At 45.3% G+C, this 21,877-nt stretch carries 19 protein-coding genes; 10 read left to right on the top strand and 9 right to left on the bottom strand.

All coding sequences use genetic code 11. The features are described from left to right. The first annotated feature begins 123 nt into the window (after positions 1-123). The gene (locus ACXACM_RS04045) at positions 124-1,278 is read left to right on the top strand and encodes a serine hydrolase domain-containing protein (protein WP_474819961.1); all 1,155 of its coding nucleotides are present in this window, start codon (positions 124-126) and stop codon (positions 1,276-1,278) included. Between the two features lie 27 nt (positions 1,279-1,305). On the opposite strand, the gene speA is transcribed toward ACXACM_RS04045, so the two are convergent. Next, positions 1,306-3,222: a biosynthetic arginine decarboxylase gene (gene speA, locus ACXACM_RS04040; protein WP_474819959.1), complete on the bottom strand. Its 1,917-nt coding sequence runs from the start codon at positions 3,220-3,222 to the stop codon at positions 1,306-1,308. A 280-nt stretch (positions 3,223-3,502) separates the two neighbouring features. On the opposite strand from speA, the gene ACXACM_RS04035 reads away from it, so the two are divergent. Continuing rightward, complete coding sequence (locus ACXACM_RS04035; RefSeq protein ID WP_474824219.1) at positions 3,503-5,092, top strand: M28 family metallopeptidase; 1,590 nt, start codon at positions 3,503-3,505, stop codon at positions 5,090-5,092. 262 nt (positions 5,093-5,354) lie between these two features. Then, entirely contained in the window at positions 5,355-7,754 is a 2,400-nt protein-coding gene (locus ACXACM_RS04030) for a TonB-dependent receptor domain-containing protein (RefSeq protein ID WP_474819958.1), read from the top strand. A 79-nt stretch (positions 7,755-7,833) separates the two neighbouring features. Here ACXACM_RS04030 and ACXACM_RS04025 read toward each other — a convergent pair whose 3' ends face one another. From ACXACM_RS04025 to ppiC, 4 genes are all read right to left on the bottom strand, one after another. After that, complete coding sequence (locus ACXACM_RS04025; protein ID WP_474819957.1) at positions 7,834-9,222, bottom strand: NAD(P)(+) transhydrogenase (Re/Si-specific) subunit beta; 1,389 nt, start codon at positions 9,220-9,222, stop codon at positions 7,834-7,836. 10 nt (positions 9,223-9,232) lie between these two features. Beyond that, positions 9,233-9,517, bottom strand: a complete 285-nt coding sequence (locus ACXACM_RS04020) for an NAD(P) transhydrogenase subunit alpha part 2 (RefSeq protein WP_474819955.1) — start codon at positions 9,515-9,517, stop codon at positions 9,233-9,235. Between the two features lie 2 nt (positions 9,518-9,519). Continuing rightward, positions 9,520-10,671, bottom strand: a complete 1,152-nt coding sequence (locus ACXACM_RS04015) for an NAD(P) transhydrogenase subunit alpha (protein ID WP_474819953.1) — start codon at positions 10,669-10,671, stop codon at positions 9,520-9,522. A 739-nt stretch (positions 10,672-11,410) separates the two neighbouring features. Beyond that, complete coding sequence (gene ppiC, locus ACXACM_RS04010) at positions 11,411-11,689, bottom strand: peptidylprolyl isomerase PpiC (protein ID WP_474819952.1); 279 nt, start codon at positions 11,687-11,689, stop codon at positions 11,411-11,413. Positions 11,690-11,859: 170 nt separating this feature from the next. Between ppiC and ACXACM_RS04005 the strand changes: the two genes are divergently transcribed. Both ACXACM_RS04005 and ACXACM_RS04000 read left to right on the top strand, forming a co-directional pair. Continuing rightward, positions 11,860-12,675, top strand: coding sequence for a phosphate/phosphite/phosphonate ABC transporter substrate-binding protein (locus ACXACM_RS04005; protein WP_474819951.1), 816 nt, complete (start codon positions 11,860-11,862; stop codon positions 12,673-12,675). Between the two features lie 6 nt (positions 12,676-12,681). Next, positions 12,682-14,343 (top strand): sensor histidine kinase, encoded by a 1,662-nt coding sequence (locus tag ACXACM_RS04000; RefSeq protein WP_474819949.1) that lies wholly within the window; start codon positions 12,682-12,684, stop codon positions 14,341-14,343. Positions 14,344-14,683: 340 nt separating this feature from the next. Here ACXACM_RS04000 and ACXACM_RS03995 read toward each other — a convergent pair whose 3' ends face one another. Then, a complete protein-coding gene (locus tag ACXACM_RS03995; RefSeq protein ID WP_474819948.1) occupies positions 14,684-15,418 on the bottom strand; it encodes a helix-turn-helix domain-containing protein in 735 nt (244 codons plus the stop codon). A gap of 131 nt (positions 15,419-15,549) precedes the next feature. On the opposite strand from ACXACM_RS03995, the gene ACXACM_RS03990 reads away from it, so the two are divergent. Genes ACXACM_RS03990 through yiaA form a run of 3 tightly spaced genes read left to right on the top strand, consistent with a single transcriptional unit; the run spans position 15,550 to position 17,252 of the window. Next, positions 15,550-15,954 carry a hypothetical protein gene (locus tag ACXACM_RS03990; RefSeq protein WP_474819947.1) on the top strand — a complete coding sequence of 135 codons (405 nt, stop codon included), beginning with the start codon at positions 15,550-15,552 and terminating at the stop codon, positions 15,952-15,954. Between the two features lie 7 nt (positions 15,955-15,961). Further along, the gene (locus ACXACM_RS03985) at positions 15,962-16,771 is read left to right on the top strand and encodes a DUF2145 domain-containing protein (RefSeq protein WP_474819945.1); all 810 of its coding nucleotides are present in this window, start codon (positions 15,962-15,964) and stop codon (positions 16,769-16,771) included. A 10-nt stretch (positions 16,772-16,781) separates the two neighbouring features. Further along, entirely contained in the window at positions 16,782-17,252 is a 471-nt protein-coding gene (gene yiaA / locus ACXACM_RS03980) for an inner membrane protein YiaA (protein WP_474819944.1), read from the top strand. Between the two features lie 45 nt (positions 17,253-17,297). On the opposite strand, the gene ACXACM_RS03975 is transcribed toward yiaA, so the two are convergent. After that, entirely contained in the window at positions 17,298-18,467 is a 1,170-nt protein-coding gene (locus tag ACXACM_RS03975) for a sugar efflux transporter (protein ID WP_474819943.1), read from the bottom strand. Positions 18,468-18,657: 190 nt separating this feature from the next. Between ACXACM_RS03975 and ACXACM_RS03970 the strand changes: the two genes are divergently transcribed. Next, on the top strand, positions 18,658-18,861 hold the full coding sequence (locus ACXACM_RS03970; RefSeq protein ID WP_474819941.1) for a hypothetical protein: 204 nt from the start codon (positions 18,658-18,660) through the stop codon (positions 18,859-18,861). 53 nt (positions 18,862-18,914) lie between these two features. Here ACXACM_RS03970 and ACXACM_RS03965 read toward each other — a convergent pair whose 3' ends face one another. Then, the gene (locus ACXACM_RS03965) at positions 18,915-19,412 is read right to left on the bottom strand and encodes a YqiA/YcfP family alpha/beta fold hydrolase (RefSeq protein WP_474819940.1); all 498 of its coding nucleotides are present in this window, start codon (positions 19,410-19,412) and stop codon (positions 18,915-18,917) included. Between the two features lie 156 nt (positions 19,413-19,568). Between ACXACM_RS03965 and ACXACM_RS03960 the strand changes: the two genes are divergently transcribed. Beyond that, positions 19,569-20,750 (top strand): WYL domain-containing protein, encoded by a 1,182-nt coding sequence (locus tag ACXACM_RS03960; protein WP_474819938.1) that lies wholly within the window; start codon positions 19,569-19,571, stop codon positions 20,748-20,750. A gap of 98 nt (positions 20,751-20,848) precedes the next feature. Here ACXACM_RS03960 and ACXACM_RS03955 read toward each other — a convergent pair whose 3' ends face one another. Further along, the gene (locus tag ACXACM_RS03955) at positions 20,849-21,844 is read right to left on the bottom strand and encodes a hypothetical protein (protein ID WP_474819936.1); all 996 of its coding nucleotides are present in this window, start codon (positions 21,842-21,844) and stop codon (positions 20,849-20,851) included. Positions 21,845-21,877: the final 33 nt, after the last annotated feature.

Genomic DNA, 21,877 nt, shown 5'->3' with positions numbered 1-21,877 from the left:
GGGTGCATACTCATGTGATGCAATAACGATACAGTTGATTCTACATAAGCCCGGCAGCATAATACTTGCAAATAATTGCGAGTTTCACGGATCGAAACTACATAATAACCAGTGGAGTTATTCTTGTTGAAGACATTGTTTCGCTTTATGAGCAAGGCCCTGCTTTGTGTCATATTGTGTGTGACATTACCCGTAGTGAGCTATGCAAATGAAGCCTGGCTGGAAGATTACGCGCGGTATGTAAAAAGGCAAGCGATTAAATACAATGTTCCTGGCTACGCCTTTGTCTATTATCAGCAAGGAGAAACGCCCAAGATTTACGTGTTTGGCAACACCCGGACAAACGGCGAACCGATTACTGCCGATACAGTTTTCCGCCTCGCTTCGGTGTCTAAATCATTTACCGCATTAATGACAGCAAAACTGGTTCAGCAAGGGAAACTCAGGTGGGACATGCCCATTTCTGAATTGGTTCCCAGCATCCCATTTACTGGTAAAGGCATGGATACCCTTACGCTACAGCATATTGTCAGCCAATCCAGTGGGTTCATGCCAAATGCTTATGACAACCTCATTGAAGCCGATTATTCTCTGGAGCGTGTACTTCGACAACTCGCCGAACTAGAGCCTTTGTGCAACCCTGGTAATTGTTATACCTATCAAAACGCCATGTTTGGTGCCATTGCTTATTATTTAGGCATGCACAATACCTCTTACAATCGTCAGTTAGACGAACTCGTTTTTAAGCCGTTGGGCATGGCAACGGCCAGCGCTGGAAAAGGGGCATTACTGGCTTCAGATAGCTGGGCCCGCCCGCACATTGCCATTGCAAGAAATAAGTGGCGCGAAGGCATTGTAGAAAGCAACTACTACCGCTTTTCACCTGCAGCTGGTGTCAACGCCAGTATTAAAGACATGACAATCTATCTACAGGCAATGCTGGGAGAATTTCCTACGGTAGTCCCACCGGAAATCATTGAAGATATCACCTCGCCTCTGGTAAAAACCAGCCGTGAAGTGTACCGCCGGGGTTGGCGAGAGTATTTGACTAGCGCTTACTATGGCAAGGGATGGCGCATCTACGACTTTGATGGAAAGCGTTTGAACTACCATAGTGGATGGGTAAAAGGCTACCGGGCCGATGTGGCGTTTTCTCCGGATTACAAAGCGGGCTATGTTATGCTGATGAATGCTGAATCTAATATGATTAACACCACAACGGCACAATTTTGGGCCCGCTATTTTGAACAGGCTGATAAAAAACGGGCTCAGTTGTAGAAGTCATTTACTGAGCCCTGTCCGACTTTATTTACTGGTTTTCATGTACGTGTAACCGCTCAGACAGTTTTCGTAAAAATCTGTCCACTTAACGGCTTCACGTGGGTTCAGTTTGCCACTGGATATCTGGCGGTCAATCATACGCTTCACGTCTGATGCCATAGCCCTTGGGTTATATTGCATGATCTCAAGTACATCTTGCACCGATGAACCTTTAACCACTTCTTCAATGTAGAAGTCCTGAGGATCATCGTCGTAACTGAAGATATGCACTTCATTAAGCCTGCCGAAAAGGTTGTGCATGTCTCCCATCACGTCCTGATAAGCACCCGTCAGGAAAAGTCCCACATAGTAAGGCTCATCTTTATTCAGCTTGTGCATGGGCAGAATGTCGGTAATTTCACGGCCGGCAGCAAACTGATCAATTTTCCCATCGCTGTCACAGGTGATGTCCACCAAAGAGCAATTCACGTCAGGCTTTTCGTTCATGCGCGTTACCGGCACTACCGGCAATAGCTGATCAATGGCCCAGGTGTCGGCGGCAGACTGAAAAACAGAAAAGTTTGCCAGATATTGTGATGACAAGCTGTAATCAAGTCCCTGAATTTCTTCAGGCACATATTCCGCCGTGGAATAATACGCCTGGATGCGCTTCATGATACGCCAGTAAAGGGTTTCGATTTTACCCAACTCGTCAAGGGTCAGTACCCGCAGCTTGAAGGCGTCCATAGCCTGCTCTTTCCACTGAGACGCATCGTTAAACACTTCCTGCATATTGGTTTGTTCATCAAAGGTTTCCGACAACTCTCTGATATTGCTCACAAACACATGCTCACCGGCGACGGGAGATACATCAACTTCGGCCATATCCGAGCGAATTTCACCCACGATTTCGGTGATCACACAACTGTGATGAGCGGTAATGGCGCGACCGCTTTCACTCACCAGGTTAGGATGGGGTACACCTTCCAAATCGCACACTTCTTTCATGCCGTATACAACATCAGACACGTATTCCTGCATGTTGTAGTTACGCGAAGATTCATTCGTTGAAGCGCTGCCATCGTAATCAATACCCAGGCCGCCGCCCACATCGACATAGTCGAGAGGGAAGCCGAGTTTGTGCAATTCAGCATAAATGCGAGCGCCTTCTGTCATGGCTTCTTTCACCGAACGAATGTCAGTAAGTTGGCTACCAATATGAAAATGCAGAAGTTTAAAGCAAGACTCCATGCCCTCATCGCGCAGGAAGCGAGCCGCTTTTAAAATTTCTGCAACGGTTAGCCCGAACTTCGCCCGCTCGCCACCGGAACTTTCCCACTTTCCGCGACCTTTTACAGTCATCTTAGAACGCATACCAATAATAGGGTCAATGCCGAGTTCTTTGGCAGTTCGCACTAACAAAGTAAGCTCTGAATACTTTTCTATAACCACCACAACACGACGACCAAGCTTACGTCCTAACAACGCGAGTTTCATAAACTCTTCGTCTTTGTAACCGTTGAGCACGGTGAGCGAGTCTTCGTTGGTGTTAAGCGCCAACACAGTGATCAATTCGGCCTTTGAACCGGCTTCCAAACCATAATTAAACGGTTCGCCTGCATCCACGATTTCTTCAACCACTTCGCGCATTTGGTTTACTTTTACCGGGTAAACGCCCTGATATTCGCCCTGGTATTCAGCTTCAGCAATGGTATTGCGGAAAATGGTATTCAGATTAGCTACCTGAGATCGCAACACATCGTGAAAACGAACTACCACAGGAAATTGAACACCTTCTTCACGAATCTCTTCAAGAACCGCTTTAAAATCAATGCGTATACTTGGGTCTGAAGGCACGGGGGTCACGTGAATATTTCCATTTTCACCAATGGTAAAGTAGCCGCCGCCCCAGCGAGAGACGCCGTACAACCTTTCCGCTTCTTCGATGCTCCACTCAGCCAATTTAATATCACCTTAAAAAATGTAAAAACCTTGTCTGTTATACCAGCCAAGATGAGTTGTGGATTACAGGTTCCAAATTGCTGACATTATAATCGTCTTGTAAGTCAGTGCTATGAAAATTGTCGTTTAAAGTGATAATTTAATAGCAAGGTGAACACACCTGACACCAACAGTTTACCGATTCAACACGAACTTTTACCGCCCAAGCATTGTTGCACCCTGACGAATTGCGTAATGTGCTCGTTCACACTCCACAATTATTTATAATTTTATGCTGAAAATGTTATTCACCGGCTGCGCTTTTCTGGTTGCCACCAGCGCTTCTGCTGCTACCACAGTTTCGTCCATTGGCGACGCTATCAATCTCAACAAATATCGTCTGGACGTAAAAGTTCTAGCCAGTGATGACTTTGAAGGCCGTGCACCTCTTACTGACGGAGAACAAAAAACTGTCGATTATTTGGTGAAACAGTTAAAAGACATTGGGTTGGCCCCTGCGTTTGGCGACAGTTACATTCAGAAGGTACCTCTGGCAAAAATTTCTGCTGATCAGAACATGACGCTCAATATTGGCGATATTAGCTTTGATAACGGCACAGACTTTGTCGCCAGAACCGAGCGTATCTCAGAGCAAATTACCTTAAACGACGACGTCGTGTTTGCCGGTTACGGCATTAATGCTCCTGAATATCAGTGGAACGATTATGCAGATATCGACGTTGAAGGTAAGACGGTTATTGTACTGGTGAACGACCCTGGGTTTGCCTCTAAGCGTGACGACTTCTTTACCGGTAACGCTATGACTTACTACGGCCGCTGGACTTACAAATACGAAGAAGCTGCTCGGCAGGGGGCAAAAGCGGTATTTATTGTGCACGAAACCATGCCAGCTGGTTACGGCTGGGGCGTTGTGCAGGCGGGCGGCACTACCACAAAATACAGCTTAGTAGACAGCAACAATAATCAGTCCAAGGTTGGCGTAATGGGGTGGATTCACCTGCGTGCTGCGGAAAAACTGTTTGCGGCAAACGGCCTGGATTATCGTGAATTAAAAGCCAAGGCTTCTGTACCCGGTTTTAAAGCCATGCCCCTTGAAGGCAAAGCAACACTCGCTTTGCGCAGTTCGTTCGAAATGGCTGAATCGCAAAACGTGGCAGGTATCATTCCGGGCACATCAGCCGACAATGAATGGGTTGTGTTGCATGCGCACTGGGACGGCCTCGGGAAGGGTGCAGAAAACGGTAAGGAGGTCGTGCTAAATGGCGCTGTTGATAATGCCACTGGCGTAGCCGGCGTTCTCAGTCTCGCCCGGGTATTGAAAAACAACCACGATAAACACCCCAACAAAAGAACGCTCATGTTTGGTGCCTTCACCGCGGAGGAAACCGGGCTTATCGGCGCGGAGCATTTTGCCTTGAACCCGCCAGTACCTGCTTCTGATATTGTGGCATTTCTCAACATTGACGGTATGAACGTGAATAAGGCCACCGACTATATTTTGCAATATGGCAACAATTTGTCTGAATTAGAAAGCTATGTGGCTAAAGTTGCTGCCTCCCAGGGGCGTTTTGTAAAACCCGATCCACGGCCACAAAATGGCTTATTTTTCCGCTCTGATCACTTCGCAGCAGCGAAACAGGGCATTCCTTCCTACCTGTTTATGAGCTTGGGCGACACCGACCCGTCATTCATTTCTCAGCGTTATCACAAAGCAGGTGATGATTACTTTTCTGACTGGGACTTGGACGGCGTTGAACAAGATCTTGACCTTATAGGTCAAATCATGGCCCAGCTTGCCAACAATGGTGACTGGCCAAAATGGACAAGTGAATCTGATTTTAAAGCAGCCCGAGAAGCCTCTAAACAATAAATCTTTCATAATTGAAGGCACTTAGTTCCTTAACTAAAGTGCCTTTCACACATTCCCGCTGAATCCTTATTTGCCTTACATCGCTTGTCAGAAACCTATCAAATTGATCTATTTCTCTAGTGTAAATACTCTTCAAGAATCGTATAGAAAAGTAAATTAACTAGACAAAGACAAATAAAAACAGTTCGCATTTGTATTCCATTCTGATACCATCTCCGCGCTTAAAAATGGATCATAACAACGCAATATTTGGATTTGACTGATGACACGCCTCATTCTGAACACCCGCTATTCTTTGTTGGCAACGGCAGTTGCTGTTTCTATGTTTTCTCCCTTTGCTACAGCAGAAGATGCTGAAATTGTTACCCCAGACGGTAGTGAAATTGAACGCATTGTAATTTCGGCAACGGGCTTTGAACAAAAACTCACAGAAGCACCAGCCAGTATTTCTGTTATTACCCAGGAAGATTTACAGGCACGATCTTTTATTACTCTATTGGATGCCGTGCAGTTTCAGGAAGGCATAGATATAGGTACGACTCGCGATAAAACCGGCCAGGGCACAGTGAGCATGCGCGGCCTCACTGGCGAATACACGTTGCTGCTTATCGACGGCGTGCGTATGAATAACCACGGCGACATTTACCCCAATAATTTCGGCGGTAACGCTTTTGGCCATGTTCCACCAATGGAAGCCATTGAACGTATCGAAGTTATCCGTGGGCCAGCGTCCACCTTGTACGGCGCAGATGCACTGGGTGGTGTTATTAACATCATTACCAAAAAGCGCTCAGAAGAATGGGGCGGTTCAATTAATTTTGGTCGCAGTATTCAAACTGATGACCAATTCGGTGATGACATCACCACTGACTTTTTTGCCCAGGGTCCACTTATTAAAGATTTGCTGACATTAGGTGTGCGCGGCAGCATGTATGAGCGCCAGGCGTCTAACCCCGAATTTGCTCCAGCCGTTGACCCTAACGGTGATATTCACATTCGCGAACTAGGCTTTGGTAGTGGCGGAAAAACCGTAGACAGTGACAGCGAACAGTTCGGCTTTACATTGTTCTACACGCCGTTTAAGAACCAGAGCTTTAAATTTGATTACGATAACTCGAACCAAACTTATGATAATACGCCAACCTACAATATCGACACCGGCGCTATTTCATATCCACTGGGCACTAAAGACAATATTGAGTCGATTTGGGCTGACAGAGGCGGCGTAGTTAACCCAAGAGCCGGCTATGCGGCTGATCAGGAATTCAATCGCGAATGGTGGTCTATCACCCATCAAGGCGAATTTGATGGTTTCTCAAGCATGATCGCACTCTCTCATGTTGATACCTCAAACGATGGCCGTACGCTCCCGCTGAGTGTAACTGAGCGCTTGCTGCTGCAAGAAATGTACGATGGTACCGGCGCGTACGAAGGGTTAAGTGAAGAAGAGCGCAAGGATCTTGCAGAAGAAACCTTCCTGCCACGCCCGAAAAGACCATTAGAAAGCAGTCAGTACACGTTGGATGTACGGGTAGATATTCCGGTGACTGATGTGATGGGTGATCACAACATTGTGTTAGGTGGCCAGGTTATTGACGGCGAGCTGCTAGACGGTGTTTTCGGCTTAGAAGACAGCGATGCTGGCGGTGTTCAGGAACAAAGAATGTGGTCGTTATTTGCTGAAGATAACTGGAGCCCTAATGACTACTTAACGCTAACCGGTGGTGTGCGTTACGATGAACACGATGTGTTTGGCAGTCAGGTTTCACCACGCTTGTATGCCGTTTATACCTTTAGCGACAACTGGACGGTGAAAGGTGGTGTTAGCACCGGCTATAAAACCCCCAACACAACTGATTTGTACGATGGTATCACCGGCTTCGGCGGTCAGGGAACCTCTCCGTTTGCGGGTAACCCTGACCTTGAGCCAGAAACCAGTGTAAACAGTGAAATTGCCGTTTACTGGAGCAGTGATGCCGGTCACAACGCCAACATCACCTACTTCAACACCCAGTTTAAAGATAAAATCGCCAGCGGTGATACGGTGTACAGCTGTGAGGTTACCGGCGGCGTGCGCCCTTGTGTGAACTTAGGCGATTACGACCAGCTTGGCTACGACACCTACAGTCAAAAGATAAACATCGATGAAGTTGATTTGCAGGGCATTGAAGTTGCGGGTCGCTGGCAAATAAACCGGACCTGGTTTATCACTGCCAACTACACCTGGACAGACAGCGAACAAAAAAGCGGCCCGGAAGAAGGCGAGCCACTCACCAATACAGCTGAGCACATGGCGAATATCACGGCCAACTGGGATATTACCGACGCCTTCAGCGTGTACTTGCAGTCGCAGATACGCTCAGACCGCTATCGCGGCTGGGATAACACCCTTGATAGAGCTTTGTACTACAAGAATTACCAACTGATGACGTTGGGTGCGCGCTATCGCATTAACGACTATGTGAGCGTAAATGCCCGTATCAATAATCTGTTGGACGAAGATTTCACATCTTATACTACGGAGTACAATGATCTGAACAACGATGGTACCTATGAATACCTCACTGGACGTGGCGTTGTAAGTGAAGTGGTGTTTTTGGATGATTACAACATCAAAGATCGCGCCCGTAACCTGTGGGTTGGTGTGAACGTGCGGTTCTGATCATCATCGCAATAAATAAAAAACCGGTAGCACCATCAACTACCGGTTTTTTATTGTTTGATATTCGGTTAGAGACAACCTAGTCGTCACCAAACTCCCGAATAATAGTATTGATGGTGTCTTTCGCATCACCAAGTACCATACGAGTATTGTCTTTAAAGAACAATGGGTTGTCGACACCCGCGAAACCTGCATTGGCAGACCGTTTAAGTACAAACACGGTTTTTGCACGATAGGCTTCAATTACCGGCATGCCGTAAATTGGGCTTCCTTTAATTTCTTTCGCTGCCGGGTTTACCACGTCGTTAGCACCAATCACGATAACCACATCGTAATTTTCCATACGCGGATTAACCTCGTCCATTTCATAAAGCTGGTCGTAAGGCACGTCGGCTTCCGCCAACAGCACATTCATGTGCCCCGGCATTCTGCCCGCAACGGGGTGAATTGCGTATTCTACCGTACAGCCGTTTTCTTCAAGCAACGTTTGCAGCTCGCGAACCGCGTGTTGTGCCTGAGCCACAGCCATACCGTAACCAGGTACCACCAGCACGGCTTGTGCGGCTTCTAACACGTAAAAGGCGTCCTGGGCAGGCAAGATTTTCACTTCGCCCTCAATTTTCTCAGCCGCTTCCACTGGCTTGGCAAAGCCAGATAAAAGCACATTCATCAGTGACCGGTTCATGGCTTTACACATAATGTTAGTGAGAATAAGACCAGACGCACCTACCAACAGGCCGGTGACAATCAAAATAGTATTGCCAACGGCTAAACCTGCTGCTGATGCGGCTACGCCGGAATAGCTGTTTAGCAGGGCGATAACCACGGGCATGTCGGCGCCGCCAATGGAAATAGTAGCCAGCACTCCAAAACTTAGCGCCAGGGCAATAGTGGCGTACAGCCATATGGGGTTTGCCGGTTCAGAGACAAACAAATACCCCACCACAACAAAACCCAGTAAATGCGCAATACTCAATTCGCGCAGACCAGTAAAGATGACGGCTTTTGCCCCCATCTTCCCGGACAACTTACCCCACGCGATAACAGACCCGGAAAAGGTAACACCACCAATCAAAATGGTGATCACCACGGTAGTCAGTACAGCGCCTGACAAACCGGTAAAGCCCACTGTTGCTTGCTGACTGATTGTCGACCAACCAAGCAGCAATGAGGCAGCACCACCAAAACCGTTAAAAAGCGATACCATTTGTGGCATCTCGGTCATTTCTACCGACTTTGCTTTCCAGGCTCCATAGGCACCGCCAATGACAAACCCCAGTAAAATCCAGTGGTAAGTGATGATGTCATGATCAAGGAGCGTAACCACCACAGCCACCAGCATGCCGATAGCAGAGACTAGGTTTCCCTTTCTGGCAGATGAAGGGTGGCTTAATAGCTTCAGACCTATAATAAACAGGGCGGCAGCCAGCACGTAGGCTAAATTAATAATTAACGATACAGATTCCATTGTTCAGCCCTTACTTCTTGTCTTTCTTTTTGAACATACCCAGCATTCTGTCGGTAACCATGTAGCCGCCCACAACATTGATGCTAGCCAGCGCCACAGCTGCTGTACCCAGTATGGTAGTGAGTAAGTCGTTATCTGCACCCGACGCAGCAAGTGCGCCAACCAAGGTGATACCAGATATGGCATTGGACCCCGACATTAACGGCGTGTGTAACGTGGCCGGCACTTTACGGATCAGCTCAAAACCCAGGAATGCCGCCAATAAAACGATAAAGATCAGATAGATAATTTCCATTATTAAGACTCCTTGTAGGCGTTGATAAGCATATCGTTGGTGACGTTTCCGTTGTGCGTAATAACGCTACCGGCAAGAATTTCATCCTCAAGATCGAGATTAAATTGCTTGGTTTCATCGTCGAAGAACTCATCGAGAAGGTTGTAGAGGTTATTGGCATACATATCTGTAGCGTCTTTCGCCACGGCTTGACTCCAGTACCCGGTACCAATAACTGTGACACCATTAATCTGTACCACTTTTCCAGGCTCTGAACCTTCCACATTGCCGCCGGATGTGGCTGCCATATCAACCACCACACTGCCCGGGCGCATCAATGCAAGAGTATCTTTGCTAATCAACTGGGGAGGGCGACGACCAAACAACTGTGCTGTGGTGATCACAATATCAGCATCAGCAATGGCGTCTCGTTGGGCGTCCTGTTGCTTTTGTTTTTGCTCTTCAGTAAGTGCTTTGGCATAACCGTCTTTGGTTTGGCCTGTTTCTCCTAAATCAATATGAAGAAACTTACCGCCCAACGACTCAACCTGCTCGGCAACCACATCACGGGTGTCATACGCCAACACGCTAGCGCCCAAGCGCTTAGCCGTCGCAATGGCCTGCAAACCTGCCACGCCTGCGCCGATAATATACACCTTGGCTGGTTTTATAGTGCCCGAGGGCGTCATCATCATGGGCAGAATACTGGGCAAGTGGTTTGCAGCTTGCATCACCATGACGTAACCGGCCAGGCTGGCCTGTGAACTCAACGCATCCATTTTCTGTGCTCGTGACGAGCGCGGGATCATTTCCACAGAAAGGGTGGTGAGCTGTCTTTCTGCCAACGCCTCCACCAGCGACTGCTGGAAAAAAGGGTCGATGTGACCAATAACTAAAGCTTTAGGCTTGAGCTGGCTAAAAACAGCCTCCCCTGGACGGTTAACACAAAGCAGTACATCTGTGTCTATCAACACAGAAGCAATGTCTTCAATAATTGTGGCACCAGCCTCGGATAGCAGGGTATCTGCATAACCTGACAATACACCTGCACCTTTTTGCACGCGTACCTGTATACCTCGTTGTACCAAGCGTTTTATGCTGGACGGTGACACCGCACAGCGCTTTTCTGTGTTTCCTTCTTGCTCGTGTCCTTCATTCAAAATCAGTATATTCACAGTGTGCTCCTCAGGCGACGGGATACTGAGACTCATAATCCGAACACAATAGTGCCGGAATGGTTAATTTATTATTTTTATTATTGGTTATTTCTAAAATTTATTTTCACCCGCGAAAACCACCTAATTAATAGAAAAAAATTATTAATAAGTGATTTAAAAGTGACTATTCACTATCTGAAATAACCATATTCTGCCGCTCTAATATTTTCATTGCAGTAGGGTAAACCAAGCAAGTAAAGCATTTTAAGCATATATATCAGCGAATTGCTAAATATAAAAAAGACATATGATATGGTCATTTTTATATCAAAATAGTCTTTCGCACAAAAAACACACCACTTAAATGAAAAACATAATAATCATTCACGTCATGAATAATTGCAAGTGTAATTTGAGTAGCTGGCCCTAGGTGGCTGATGTCAGTAGAGAATATCTTGAGATAAAAAAGAGGAAGTAAAAAAGGCAGCCTAAGCTGCCCTTGAAATAATTACTGCGTTACATACATAAGCTTGGTTGTACTTATCAAAAATTGCAGCGATTTATCTTCGGTTTGTCTCACATAAAGAGACGAATCACTGGCGTTACCAATAAATGCTGGGCCTTGCCAAATTAGCGTGCCGTCAGCATCGGGTTCAAACACTTAACGCAGAAGATCTTCGATTTTTAGTTACATATAAACGACGTGGTGTATAGAAGCTAAGCGCAATGGCAAGGTTAACCTTCCCAAGACAAACCCTTAACTTCGATAAAGGGTTTTAATGAGGTGATAGCCGAATTTGGTTCTGACAGGCCCGTGCACTTTCAACACCTCTTTTTTAAATACTACGTCATCAAAAGGCTTTACCATTTGCCCGCGGCGAAACTCACCTAAATCACCACCGCGCTTTCCAGATGGACACAAAGAATGTCGTTTTGCCAATTGAGCAAAATCTTTCCCTTTCTTAAGTTGCGCCAGAATAGACAACGCCTCTTTTTCTGTTTTCACCAGTATGTGTAATGCGCTTGCTGTTGCCATACGTCTCTCTGCTTATTGGTCTGTGTGCACTTTATTTGAGTACTGGCTCACAGTAAAAATCTAGCAATATTGCTAATTTTATCACCATCTCAGAAATGCCAGACTACACTTGTAACTATATTATCGTTCACCTCACCCCAAAATAATACGTTATAGCAGGATTAAAAAAAGTGTTTAAAATTCTCTGTTTATCTCTGGCGATGGTACTGACTTCCTTGCCTGTATTCAGTGCATCGTACACTATTGGTATCGTGCCTCAGCACGCGCCCAAAGTCATTGCCCAGGCCTGGCAACCTTTACTGACAGTTATTGAAGCGCAAACCGGCCATACTATTCAATTTAAAACAGCGAAGGATATCCCCACCTTTGAAAAATCACTGGCCAACGGTGAGTATGATTTTGCCTATATGAACCCGTATCACTTTGTGGTGTTTAACCAATCACCGGGATATCGAGCCATGGCTCGCCAGCGTGACAAAGCGATTAAAGGGATCATTGTAGTTAATCAATCCAGTTCAATTAATTCCCTTAACGATCTTCAGGGCAAAACCATCGCTTTCCCTGCGCCAGCAGCCTTTGCCGCGACAATTATTCCAAGAGCCACGCTGACAACCAGAAATATAACGCACACACCAACATTCGTGCATTCCCACGACTCCGTTTATTTGAATGTGCAGCGTGGTTTCTTTGAAGCAGGTGGCGGAATTGTTCGTTCTTTAGAAGCCTCGCCAGCAGAGGTGAAAGATCACCTGCGTGTCTTGTGGGAAAGTCAGCCTTTTACCTCCCATGCTATTGCATCTCACCCCCGGGTCCCCCTAGAGCACAGTGAGCAAATCACAGCGTTTTTGCTTTCTCTAAACAATAATCAAAATTATGAGGACGTACTTTCCAGTTTGCATATGAAAGGCTTCGAACGTGCCAAAGACAGTGACTGGGACGACGTTCGTGCACTAAACATAGACTTGCTTTCTACATCAGAGAAATAGGCACCAGTGAAGCGCATCTCCCTTAGAACGAAAACTATTTTAGGCGTGGCACTCATAGAAGCAACGCTACTAGGCATTCTGCTTTTCACAACATTCAATTTATTGTCAGCACTGATCAACGACACCGTAATAAAACGGGCCACAACTACGTCAAACCTGTTCTACTCTACTACCAAAAATGCCTTTTTGGCGTTCGATTTGGCGTCACTTGAAGCCGATGTAAAAGAGCTTATGGCCAACCCGGATATTGACTATGTGAGGATCAGCGATGCGCAAAACCGTATCTTTGCGCAAAGTGGTAGCGAGGCGCTGCTTGCACGCCCTTTTCAAGGTGATACAAATGTAGAAAAAGCCACAGACGGCACCTACGACATTCGCAAGCCCATTACAATAGATGACACTGTGTACGGACACATTGATCTCGGCATCAATATTTCTTCGGTTAAATCTTCTTTGGAAGATATCCGGCACTGGGCTACGTTCTTGGCCGTAATTGAAATGGCGCTGGTAGCCTTGTTTTCCTTTGCTCTGGGCAGTTACCTGACTAACCAGCTTAAATCACTACACGTCGGTGCCCGGGCGCTTATGAAAAGCCCGGATGATCAGTTCGGCAATATTCATATAGCGGTAAAATCGAATGATGAGTTGGGAGAGCTTGCAACCGCGTTCAACCATTTGGCAAAACACTTACAAATTGAAAATGAACAGCGCAAAGTCGCGGAGTTGGAACTACAGCGCTTCAACGAATCTCTGGAACAGCGAATTTCTGAGCGCACCGCCCAATTGCATAACAAAAACGAAGAACTCGACCAAACAAACCGTTCATTGAAAGAAGCCCAGGTTCAACTACTTCAAGCTGAAAAAATGGCTTCCGTTGGTCAGTTAGCTGCGGGGGTCGCACACGAAATAAATAACCCTGTAGGCTTCGTTACATCAAACCTGGAAACCCTAACCGATTATGTGGCAACGTATCGTTTTTTGTTTCTGGAAATGGACAATTTACTTACAGCTTCCAGCGATATCCACAACGATCCTCGTTATAAATCATTAACCCAAAGCTCATCGTATCAGAACATGACCTTTATCAATGACGACCTGGAGCACCTGCTCGATGAATCACGAGATGGACTAAAACGTGTAGAAGCTATCGTACAAGGCTTGAAGCAGTTTTCTCGCGTTGATTCTGACGACTTTCAAATGGCAAGTTTAAATGACTGCGTCAGAGGTTCCCTAGCCATGGTAAACAATAAACTCAAATATGTATGCAAGATCGAAACTCATTTTGCCAAACTACCCAATGTACAAATGAACCTGGGCAAAATATCTCAAATTGTGACTAACCTCTTAATTAATGCCGCACAGGCAATTGAAGCAACCAAACTGATGGGCGAACTCACTGTTTCCACAAGCTGTGACGGCGATTTTGTGGCATTGCAGGTAAAAGATACGGGTTGTGGTATTTCAGAAGCTAACCTAAGAAAGGTATTTAACCCATTCTTTACCACCAAATCGGAAGAAGAAGGCACCGGCCTTGGGCTTTCTATTTCCTATGGTATTGCCAAAGAACACGGCGGCGATCTCACCGTTCAAAGCACCGAAGGTAAAGGCACCTGTTTCACGTTAAAGCTACCGCTTAAGCAAAAGGGCGCCGGAGAAATAACTTCGTAACCCCACGGCTCAGTTCAGCAGTGGCCTACTGATCATCTTTTTTATTGTTCAGCTTTGCTGCAGCCATAAAGCCTACAATAAAGATAAAAAAGATAACTACGCCAACCCAAATCAATACGTTTAAAAGAAAATCCACGCCCTTACTCCTGCAAAATATGACTGGTGATACCACTGTTTGTGACATCCAATACTCTTTTATACCACGATACTGACGTTTTAGGTTCTTACGCGGAGCAACTGTAAATGTAAAATCGGGTTGATGGTCGGCCTGGGTTGGGGCCGTATGCAATTAAATTCGTGGGGATTTTTCAGACTCTGACCCCAATATATTTCGACAGGGTTATTTCCGCTTCATGTTTTCAAAAAGCGAAGGCTCCCACGGTCGCATCGCCATCAGCAAACCTACATGCTGACGCTCTTCTATCGGTAAGTCATTATCTTCGCTGCTGAGCTTAGCTGCTTCCTGCCTAAGCTGCTCTAGACGCCGCTGAATAATAGAGACCGAGGTTTGTGAGTAGCGACCCCGTAAGTAAAAGCGAAACATCCACGGCTCGCTCTTCTTTGGGTCCATAAACTTTACCATGACTTCTCGTTCCATAAACTTCTCTAGCGGGCCGCCAGGGATCCACCGAAAGTCTTGGGCAATAAGTAGCTTATAATGGTTGTTCGGCAACAGTTCAATAAGTTTAAGCCTATCAAGGGTTGTCATTAGTTTAATGCCTTCTACTTCATCGATATCGTAATGTTCGATGAGTTCTGAAAAGCGCCAACCATCTCGAACACACACCGCGGCAAGCAGTAACTTAGGGTTAGCAAGCAGTTCCATTTCTTGCTGTTCAGACAGCTGTGAAATCTTCTCCTGCTGTTTTTGTGAAAGACTGAATAAATCGCTTAACGACAAATTTAAGCATTCACAAATCTGCTCTAACTTATCAAGACTGAAAGCCTGCAACGAAAAGTTACGCTTCACACTCGCTTCGCTCACATTAAGCGCTTCTGCAAGCTGCTTATAGGTGAGTCGTTGTTCTCGTAAGCACTGTTTCAAGGTGTCGTACACAAGGCTAATTTGGCTCATGGTATTACTTTTTTATACTTGTGGTGTAATTTAATACTACATTAATCATTTTGGTTTACGAAATTTATTCTTGGTTCTAGTGTAGAAAGTGTTCAGACACATCTTGTCTTTACAAACTAGGAGCAAGTGATATGAAAAATACACGTTCAACATTGATGTTAACTGCACTACTAAGTAGTGCACTACTTACCCATTCTGCAATGGCGGATGATTCTTTTGACCATAGCGGCAAAGCCTGTAAGCACAGTGTGTTGGCTGCTTCGGAAGGTTTAGCGACAACCGCTTCGGTAGCAAGTGCGGTGGTGGCAGTACCGGTAGTATTGACCGGCAGTGCGGTTGTCGCCGGAAGCGCGGTGGTAGAAAGCGCCGCGAATGAAAGCGCTCGCAGCCTTCATCAGGCCAGCCACCAGTCTTCCGAGGCGCAGAACCAACCTTTGGTAATAACCGAAACCATTATTACCGCTGACCCAGCTCCAAACCACGTGATTACTACTAAGACAAAAGTGATCACAACCACAACTAATACTCAACGGTAGGTTAAACATGAAAGCCTACTTAACTTCAATTGGGTTTGCCCTTGTACTATTAATGTCTGGTATCCATGACGTGTACGCGGGAAGCCAGCAGCATGGTAAGCCTACATTTACGCCAGAAGCGATTGCGACTTTTTCAAAGGATGTGGAAAAGTATGCGGCAGGTGAAGGGGCCCGAGCGTTTATTATCGCCAGACGTGGCAGACCTATTGAGGATATGCCAAAAGGTATTCGCTTTACCCATACCGCGATTGCTATTTACTCAAGTATTCAGCTAAGTGACGGCAATACGGCGAAGGGCTATGCCATACATAATTTGTATCAAGACGCTGAAGAACAGGGCAGAAGCCATCTGATTACTGATTATCCAGTAGATTTCTTCTGGGGCGCGTATGCGCTAGAGGCAGGAATAATTATTCCTTCAGCAGAAGTGCAACAAGCGTTAGTGAATCTATATCGCGATGACAAAGCTAAGCAGCTTCACAATGCTCGATATTCGGTAGTGGCAAACCCGTTTAATAGTGAACGTCAAAACTGCACGGAATACACGCTAGATGTTTTGAACGCGGCAATTTATTCAACCACTGATATTGCGCAGCTAAAGGTAAATGCAAAAGCCCATTTTTCGGCGCAAAAAGTAAATATGAGCCGCGCGAAACTTGGCTTGGCAAGTATGTTCAGCGATGGCGTAACCCTGTCAGATCACGGTCGCAAGGTAGAAACCACCACCTTCGGAAGCCTTGCTCGCTACATGCAAAAGTACAATTTAACAAACAAGGCCGTTACGTTTACCCGCACGGGTCAAATAGAGAACATTTAGGAGTTTTACTATGCAAAACATGAATAAACCCACTAAAGCGTTTCGAATTGCGTCGCTAGCAGCACTTATTGTAGGCGTAGGTTCGTATTTCATAGGTTTGTACAACGCGCCTATGGCCCTTAACGAAAAAGGTTATTACTTCACTATTATGCTATTTGGTCTATTTTCAGTGGTGAGTTTGCAAAAAACGGTACGGGATAAAATGGAAGGTGTACCTACAACCAAGGCATACTTTTTAGCTTCAGCGGTAGCCACCGGCTCAGCCATTGTACTGTTAGTTATTGGATTGCTGAATGCCGAGCTTTTATTAAGTGAGAAGGGCTTTTTCGGAATGGCGTTCACATTAAGCTTATTTGCGGCCATTACAGTTCAAAAGAATGTTCGTGATAGCCAAAATCAAAATGAACTTAGTAGCGTCGAACCCCAACCAGAAACTAACGTTTCACAACCTGAAACAACCACCAAAGTAAAAGCCGCCTAAAAATTGGGGGTTGGGGTCGTATGGAATTAAATTCGTGGGGTTCCTTCAGACTCTGACCCGTTTCACAAAAATGAATAGCAGCATAACGCTTAAGCCAAATATGGCAATACATAAAGAACCGATGGTAGCTGCTCTAAAGCTATAAAACTGGGCTACGGTGCCTGCCCCAATAGTACCCAGCATCATGCCGACACGGGTGGCATTTGAATAAAATGCCGATGTGAAGCCGGTTAAATTTGGCGCTTGTTTCTGCAATAGCGTTAAGCCTATACCAGCGTACAAACCGTAAAACAATGCATTTAAAATTTGCAGCGCTATTAATTCCCAACTTGTTTGAGAAAAGTACACGCCAATATAAAAGCAACATCCGAAAAGAAAGGCTACCGCCATAATACCCGCAGATGAAAAGCGTCGGGCGAGTTTGGCTGTTAATAACATAGTTGGTATTTCAAGTGCCGCTACTACGCCCATCATCAGCCCCGGCAAATTTTCGGGTAAGCCAAGTTCCTGCATGACGTACAACGGCATAGACGACAGGTACATCACGTTACCGGCCATACCGGCTAGTACGGCAAGCCCTATCAGCCAGAACGGCAGTGATAGGGTTTTGTCTAAGGTAGCGTTGTGCGCACTCTGGTTAGCTTGCTGTGGCGGAACTATTTTCACCACAAAAATGGTTGCGGTTATCACACAAACAATCGCGACTGAAAACGAGGCGGCAAAGCCAAAGTGCGCAACGATTGTAAACGCTAACGGCGGTCCAACTACCCAAGCGAGGGAAATAGCTGCCCGTACTTTTGCATTAAACGCAGCTAAATCGACATCTTCGTTCTTTGCCCACAGCCCTGACACCGTAAGCATTTGTGATACCGCGCCAGCGCCTATGGACATAAACAGAACACCAGCCAGAAATACATGCCAGAATTGGCTGCTAAAGCTAAATGCCACCATCGCAATACCGACACATATCATGGTGAGCCCGTAAAGGCGATTTGCGTTAAACCCTTTGTCTGCCAAGTTCCCAAGGTATTGGCTTACCACCAGCCCGGAAAGGGTCACTGACACCATGTAAACGCTAATGAAAATGGGCTCTACATTAATCTCGTCAATGAGGAAGTAACTCATAAGTGGCGTGACAAACGACGAGGTTAACCCCGTTAAAAGGCTCAGCAGTAAAAACGGAAGCTGTTGGGAAAATGCGTGACGCGATGACATAAAATACCAGCCTTTGAACAAGAGGGCGCATTATAAGTGCTGTACATCGCATGTCTATGACGATAATGAAATCATACCCGGGATCCTGATTTTCAGTTCTGTAAACGCAATTACTTTCACGCAAATGGGACATAAGTTGTCTCAATATGGTTGAAAGTATGAATTGTTGATATGACCTGAGGAGTTCAGTATGCAATTCATTCGAAATAAACACGGTATAGCGATTGGTAAATTTCAAGTTCTAAATAATGGCGTTAAGCACATCTATTCAGTAAATCCCAGTCGGCTCTTAGGTTGGTACGACCCAGCATCAGATCGAACGGTTGACGTCAGTACAGGTGGCTGGTTCGGATATGGTGATCAAACATTTTTACTCCTTTCCAGAACGCTTTGAGGAGAATACTGTAAATGGAATTACCAGTGAATTAGTGCTTCATCATTTTTAAGCTATGAAGTCAGCCCATCGAGAAATTGCTCAAACCAATTACTTATTTCAGGCAATGTCTCCGTGAGACTATGATCACCATTTATAAGATGGAGTGTAGCCTTGGCTTGCTCAGCAAACCGAACGGAATGTGAAAAGGGGATCACATCATCATTCCATCCATGAATAATTTCTGTCGGACAATTTGCACTATATTCCTGCTCGTCGTAATTCGGCATATAGAACGCAGGGGCAAGTAAAAATAGCCCGGCAACCTTATGTCTCATGGCATTAGTCACACTCACATAGCCCCCCATACTTGAGCCGACCAAAATACACCGGGCTTTTTCACTTTCCAGATACGCACTCAGTATTTTTACTCGTTCGTCAGGATCTAAAGTATTCGTATAATTTACGCTGTCTACTTCAAGGCCACGTTTTTTTGCCACCTCAGCCAGCACTTTGATTTTTCGTCCCCACGGGCCACTTTCTTTACCATGGGAAAATATAACTTTCATCATCGTCTCTCCTTGTATTTCGATACGTTATAGTAGGTTGAATTGAGACACAAATTGTCTTATTTAATTTGCTTGGGCTATGATCGAATAACAACAACGCACTCTCGACCGAAATGACCCCTTATGTCCATAAACTACAAGCACTACACAGATGCACTTATGAAGTCTGTTCGAAGTGGCAAAAATGCAGCACGTAGCGTTACAGAAATACTCCAAGATGAGAACATGCTCCAATGTGTTGAAGAGTACAACCCTCAATTGTTGGATAGATCCGACGCCGACAAACTTTATGCAACGACAACTAAGCCATACAGTACATTCAAACGCAACATCACACGAAAGCTCAACGAACTCGTTGATATCTTTCAGGATAACGAGAGCCCTTCTTTCGTAAAGACAATAAATTCGAGTGAACGAGGTTTTGGAAAAGCACGTTTTTATTGGGCAACTGACGAAACAAGAAACGAAGCATTGGGGCTTGGCTCAGTTTCAAATACCCGTGTCGAGGCACGCGTTTTTGCATTTCGTTTTCTTGACGCTTACCTTAGGCAGTTTTTCCCTCCTTCTCTCATCGACGAGCTCAAAAGCGATATAGAAGAGGCCGATATTGCCAACAAGCAATTTAAAGGCATAGAAAATAAATTAAAATTTTGGCCGGCGTTTATTAAACGCGATCAGCAGCTGTCATCTGAAAATCAGCCACATTGGCGTGACGTGTTCGATGCATTAATTAAAAATCGCGTTTTTACAGCTACTTATAAGTCTATTCATAACAATGTTATCCCAGAGCGGGTAACATTATCGCCACAGCGGATCCAATACATTAATTATGATGTCAAACTCCTCGCTTATGTACATGAAACTAAGCGCTACCATCATTTCCAGCTGGACAAAATTGAGGATCTAAGATGGTCAGAAGACGCCCAGTATCACTCCATCCGCTGGGACAAGTTTGAGAAATACTATGATTTCGAAATCCGAGGCGCCGACTGGGCAGTGAATTATCTTATGCGTATCGGATTTGGTAAGAATCTTAAAGTGACATCTAATGGCGGCGGAACATCAAAGATCTCAGGTCAGCTACCAATACCTGATCACTTTAGCCACGGACGCCCCGACGCGTTTGACTGCGTTAACTTTTTATCGAGCTTCGGAGATTCTGTTCAAGTATTGAAACCTGACTTTATTCGCGAAGAGTTCAAACGCCGGGCTTTAGCAATGCTTTCTCTATATGAGAGCGAAGACATCCAGACAAGTATCCCGCTCCTTCTCAAAAGCGCTCACCAACAGACGTCAAATGACGTCATGTTAGATGCTTATGATAAAAGGTATTCGAGTTAACTTTTCCGTTCAATGTTGAAGGAAAAACTCAATGCATAGTGGTAGAAATCGAAGCCCTTTAATAGCGCTGTTGGTATTTGCGTAGCAAAGTTTTTGGTTTACGGTTTATCAACAAAGTGCCAGTAATTTTTATCGAATTCAGGGTTAACGCTGTATCCAATCATAAATAACGCCGCCTCTAAATTTCTAACTGCATCATGGGGGCGAATATCTCTCAACTTCTCAGACTTCCTAACAACAGCCTGGAGGATCCAGTTTAGATACATATTCATAGACAATCGTTGTTTGCTTGAAACGTTAGCCAGATAAGGAAATATTGGCTTTGCAATGAGTGTATTAGGGTTGCGCTTTTGCTTGTTTCTACCGAGATTGAAGCGCGAGCCATTAGATTTAGCTGGCCGGCTGAAATCTTTGTTGGGCGAATCTTGCCACCCAAAACGAAGAGCACTATGCAGTTTGGTTTCGCTGATATCGGCGGAACGCATAAAATGCGTCAATAAAAACCCCAATGCTGCGCCTACGCGGCTATCGTATATAGCAAACTCAGTAAACAACAGTGCAAAAACCTTCGTGGTACCTGAGTCTGAAATGATCCCGTCAACCAGATATTCGTCTACCTTAATTGAAGTGTCTTGCATAGGATCAAAATCTTCCTGATGGATCTTATGGCCTACTTGTTTAAGATAAAGAGCTCTTTGTTTATCGCTATCCAGTTTAAATCTTATATCCCGCGCAATCTCTTTCTTATCTTTAACACCACCCCAACTCAAAATGTCGTTAATAACCTTTAGTACTCCATCGCCATTATCTACGGAGCTTCTGAGTGAATGGGAAAGATCATCAAGAAAGTGTTGAGTATCCGGTAAGTTAAAAACCATAGAGCCGTCCAACTTTTTCGCTGGCCATCTATAGTTGTTAGTTGCATCCTCCAGTGATGTGCATTGCCACTCTTCTCCTTGGTTAAAGCAAAAACTACTATTAACAGAGCGCCACCTATGATTAAGAGGATATTCACCTGGATTATCAATCAGAAGAATCAGCCAGTTTACAAAATCAGACACCTGCCGAACCAAGAGAAAATCTTTTTTATTCAAATTTATTACTCCTCAAAGAGACATACTCAACAT

It is taken from the genome of Alteromonas sp. AWQ4_252, from assembly GCF_056158205.1.
This window is presented reverse-complemented; position numbering and strand designations above follow the sequence as displayed.

What these genes read in the sequence shown, in the direction of transcription:
- ACXACM_RS03985 (WP_474819945.1), top strand. Translation starts at nt 15,962, where the DNA reads ATGAAAGCCTACTTAACTTCAATTGGGTTTGCCCTTGTACTATTAATG.
- ACXACM_RS03975 (WP_474819943.1), bottom strand. Translation starts at nt 18,467, where the DNA reads ATGTCATCGCGTCACGCATTTTCCCAACAGCTTCCGTTTTTACTGCTG.
- ACXACM_RS04030 (WP_474819958.1), top strand. Translation starts at nt 5,355, where the DNA reads ATGACACGCCTCATTCTGAACACCCGCTATTCTTTGTTGGCAACGGCA.
- ACXACM_RS03970 (WP_474819941.1), top strand. Translation starts at nt 18,658, where the DNA reads ATGCAATTCATTCGAAATAAACACGGTATAGCGATTGGTAAATTTCAA.
- ACXACM_RS04035 (WP_474824219.1), top strand. Translation starts at nt 3,503, where the DNA reads ATGTTATTCACCGGCTGCGCTTTTCTGGTTGCCACCAGCGCTTCTGCT.
- yiaA (WP_474819944.1), top strand. Translation starts at nt 16,782, where the DNA reads ATGCAAAACATGAATAAACCCACTAAAGCGTTTCGAATTGCGTCGCTA.
- ppiC (WP_474819952.1), bottom strand. Translation starts at nt 11,689, where the DNA reads ATGGCAACAGCAAGCGCATTACACATACTGGTGAAAACAGAAAAAGAG.
- ACXACM_RS03965 (WP_474819940.1), bottom strand. Translation starts at nt 19,412, where the DNA reads ATGATGAAAGTTATATTTTCCCATGGTAAAGAAAGTGGCCCGTGGGGA.
- ACXACM_RS04025 (WP_474819957.1), bottom strand. Translation starts at nt 9,222, where the DNA reads ATGGAATCTGTATCGTTAATTATTAATTTAGCCTACGTGCTGGCTGCC.
- ACXACM_RS03990 (WP_474819947.1), top strand. Translation starts at nt 15,550, where the DNA reads ATGAAAAATACACGTTCAACATTGATGTTAACTGCACTACTAAGTAGT.
- ACXACM_RS03995 (WP_474819948.1), bottom strand. Translation starts at nt 15,418, where the DNA reads ATGAGCCAAATTAGCCTTGTGTACGACACCTTGAAACAGTGCTTACGA.
- ACXACM_RS03960 (WP_474819938.1), top strand. Translation starts at nt 19,569, where the DNA reads ATGAAGTCTGTTCGAAGTGGCAAAAATGCAGCACGTAGCGTTACAGAA.
- ACXACM_RS04020 (WP_474819955.1), bottom strand. Translation starts at nt 9,517, where the DNA reads ATGGAAATTATCTATCTGATCTTTATCGTTTTATTGGCGGCATTCCTG.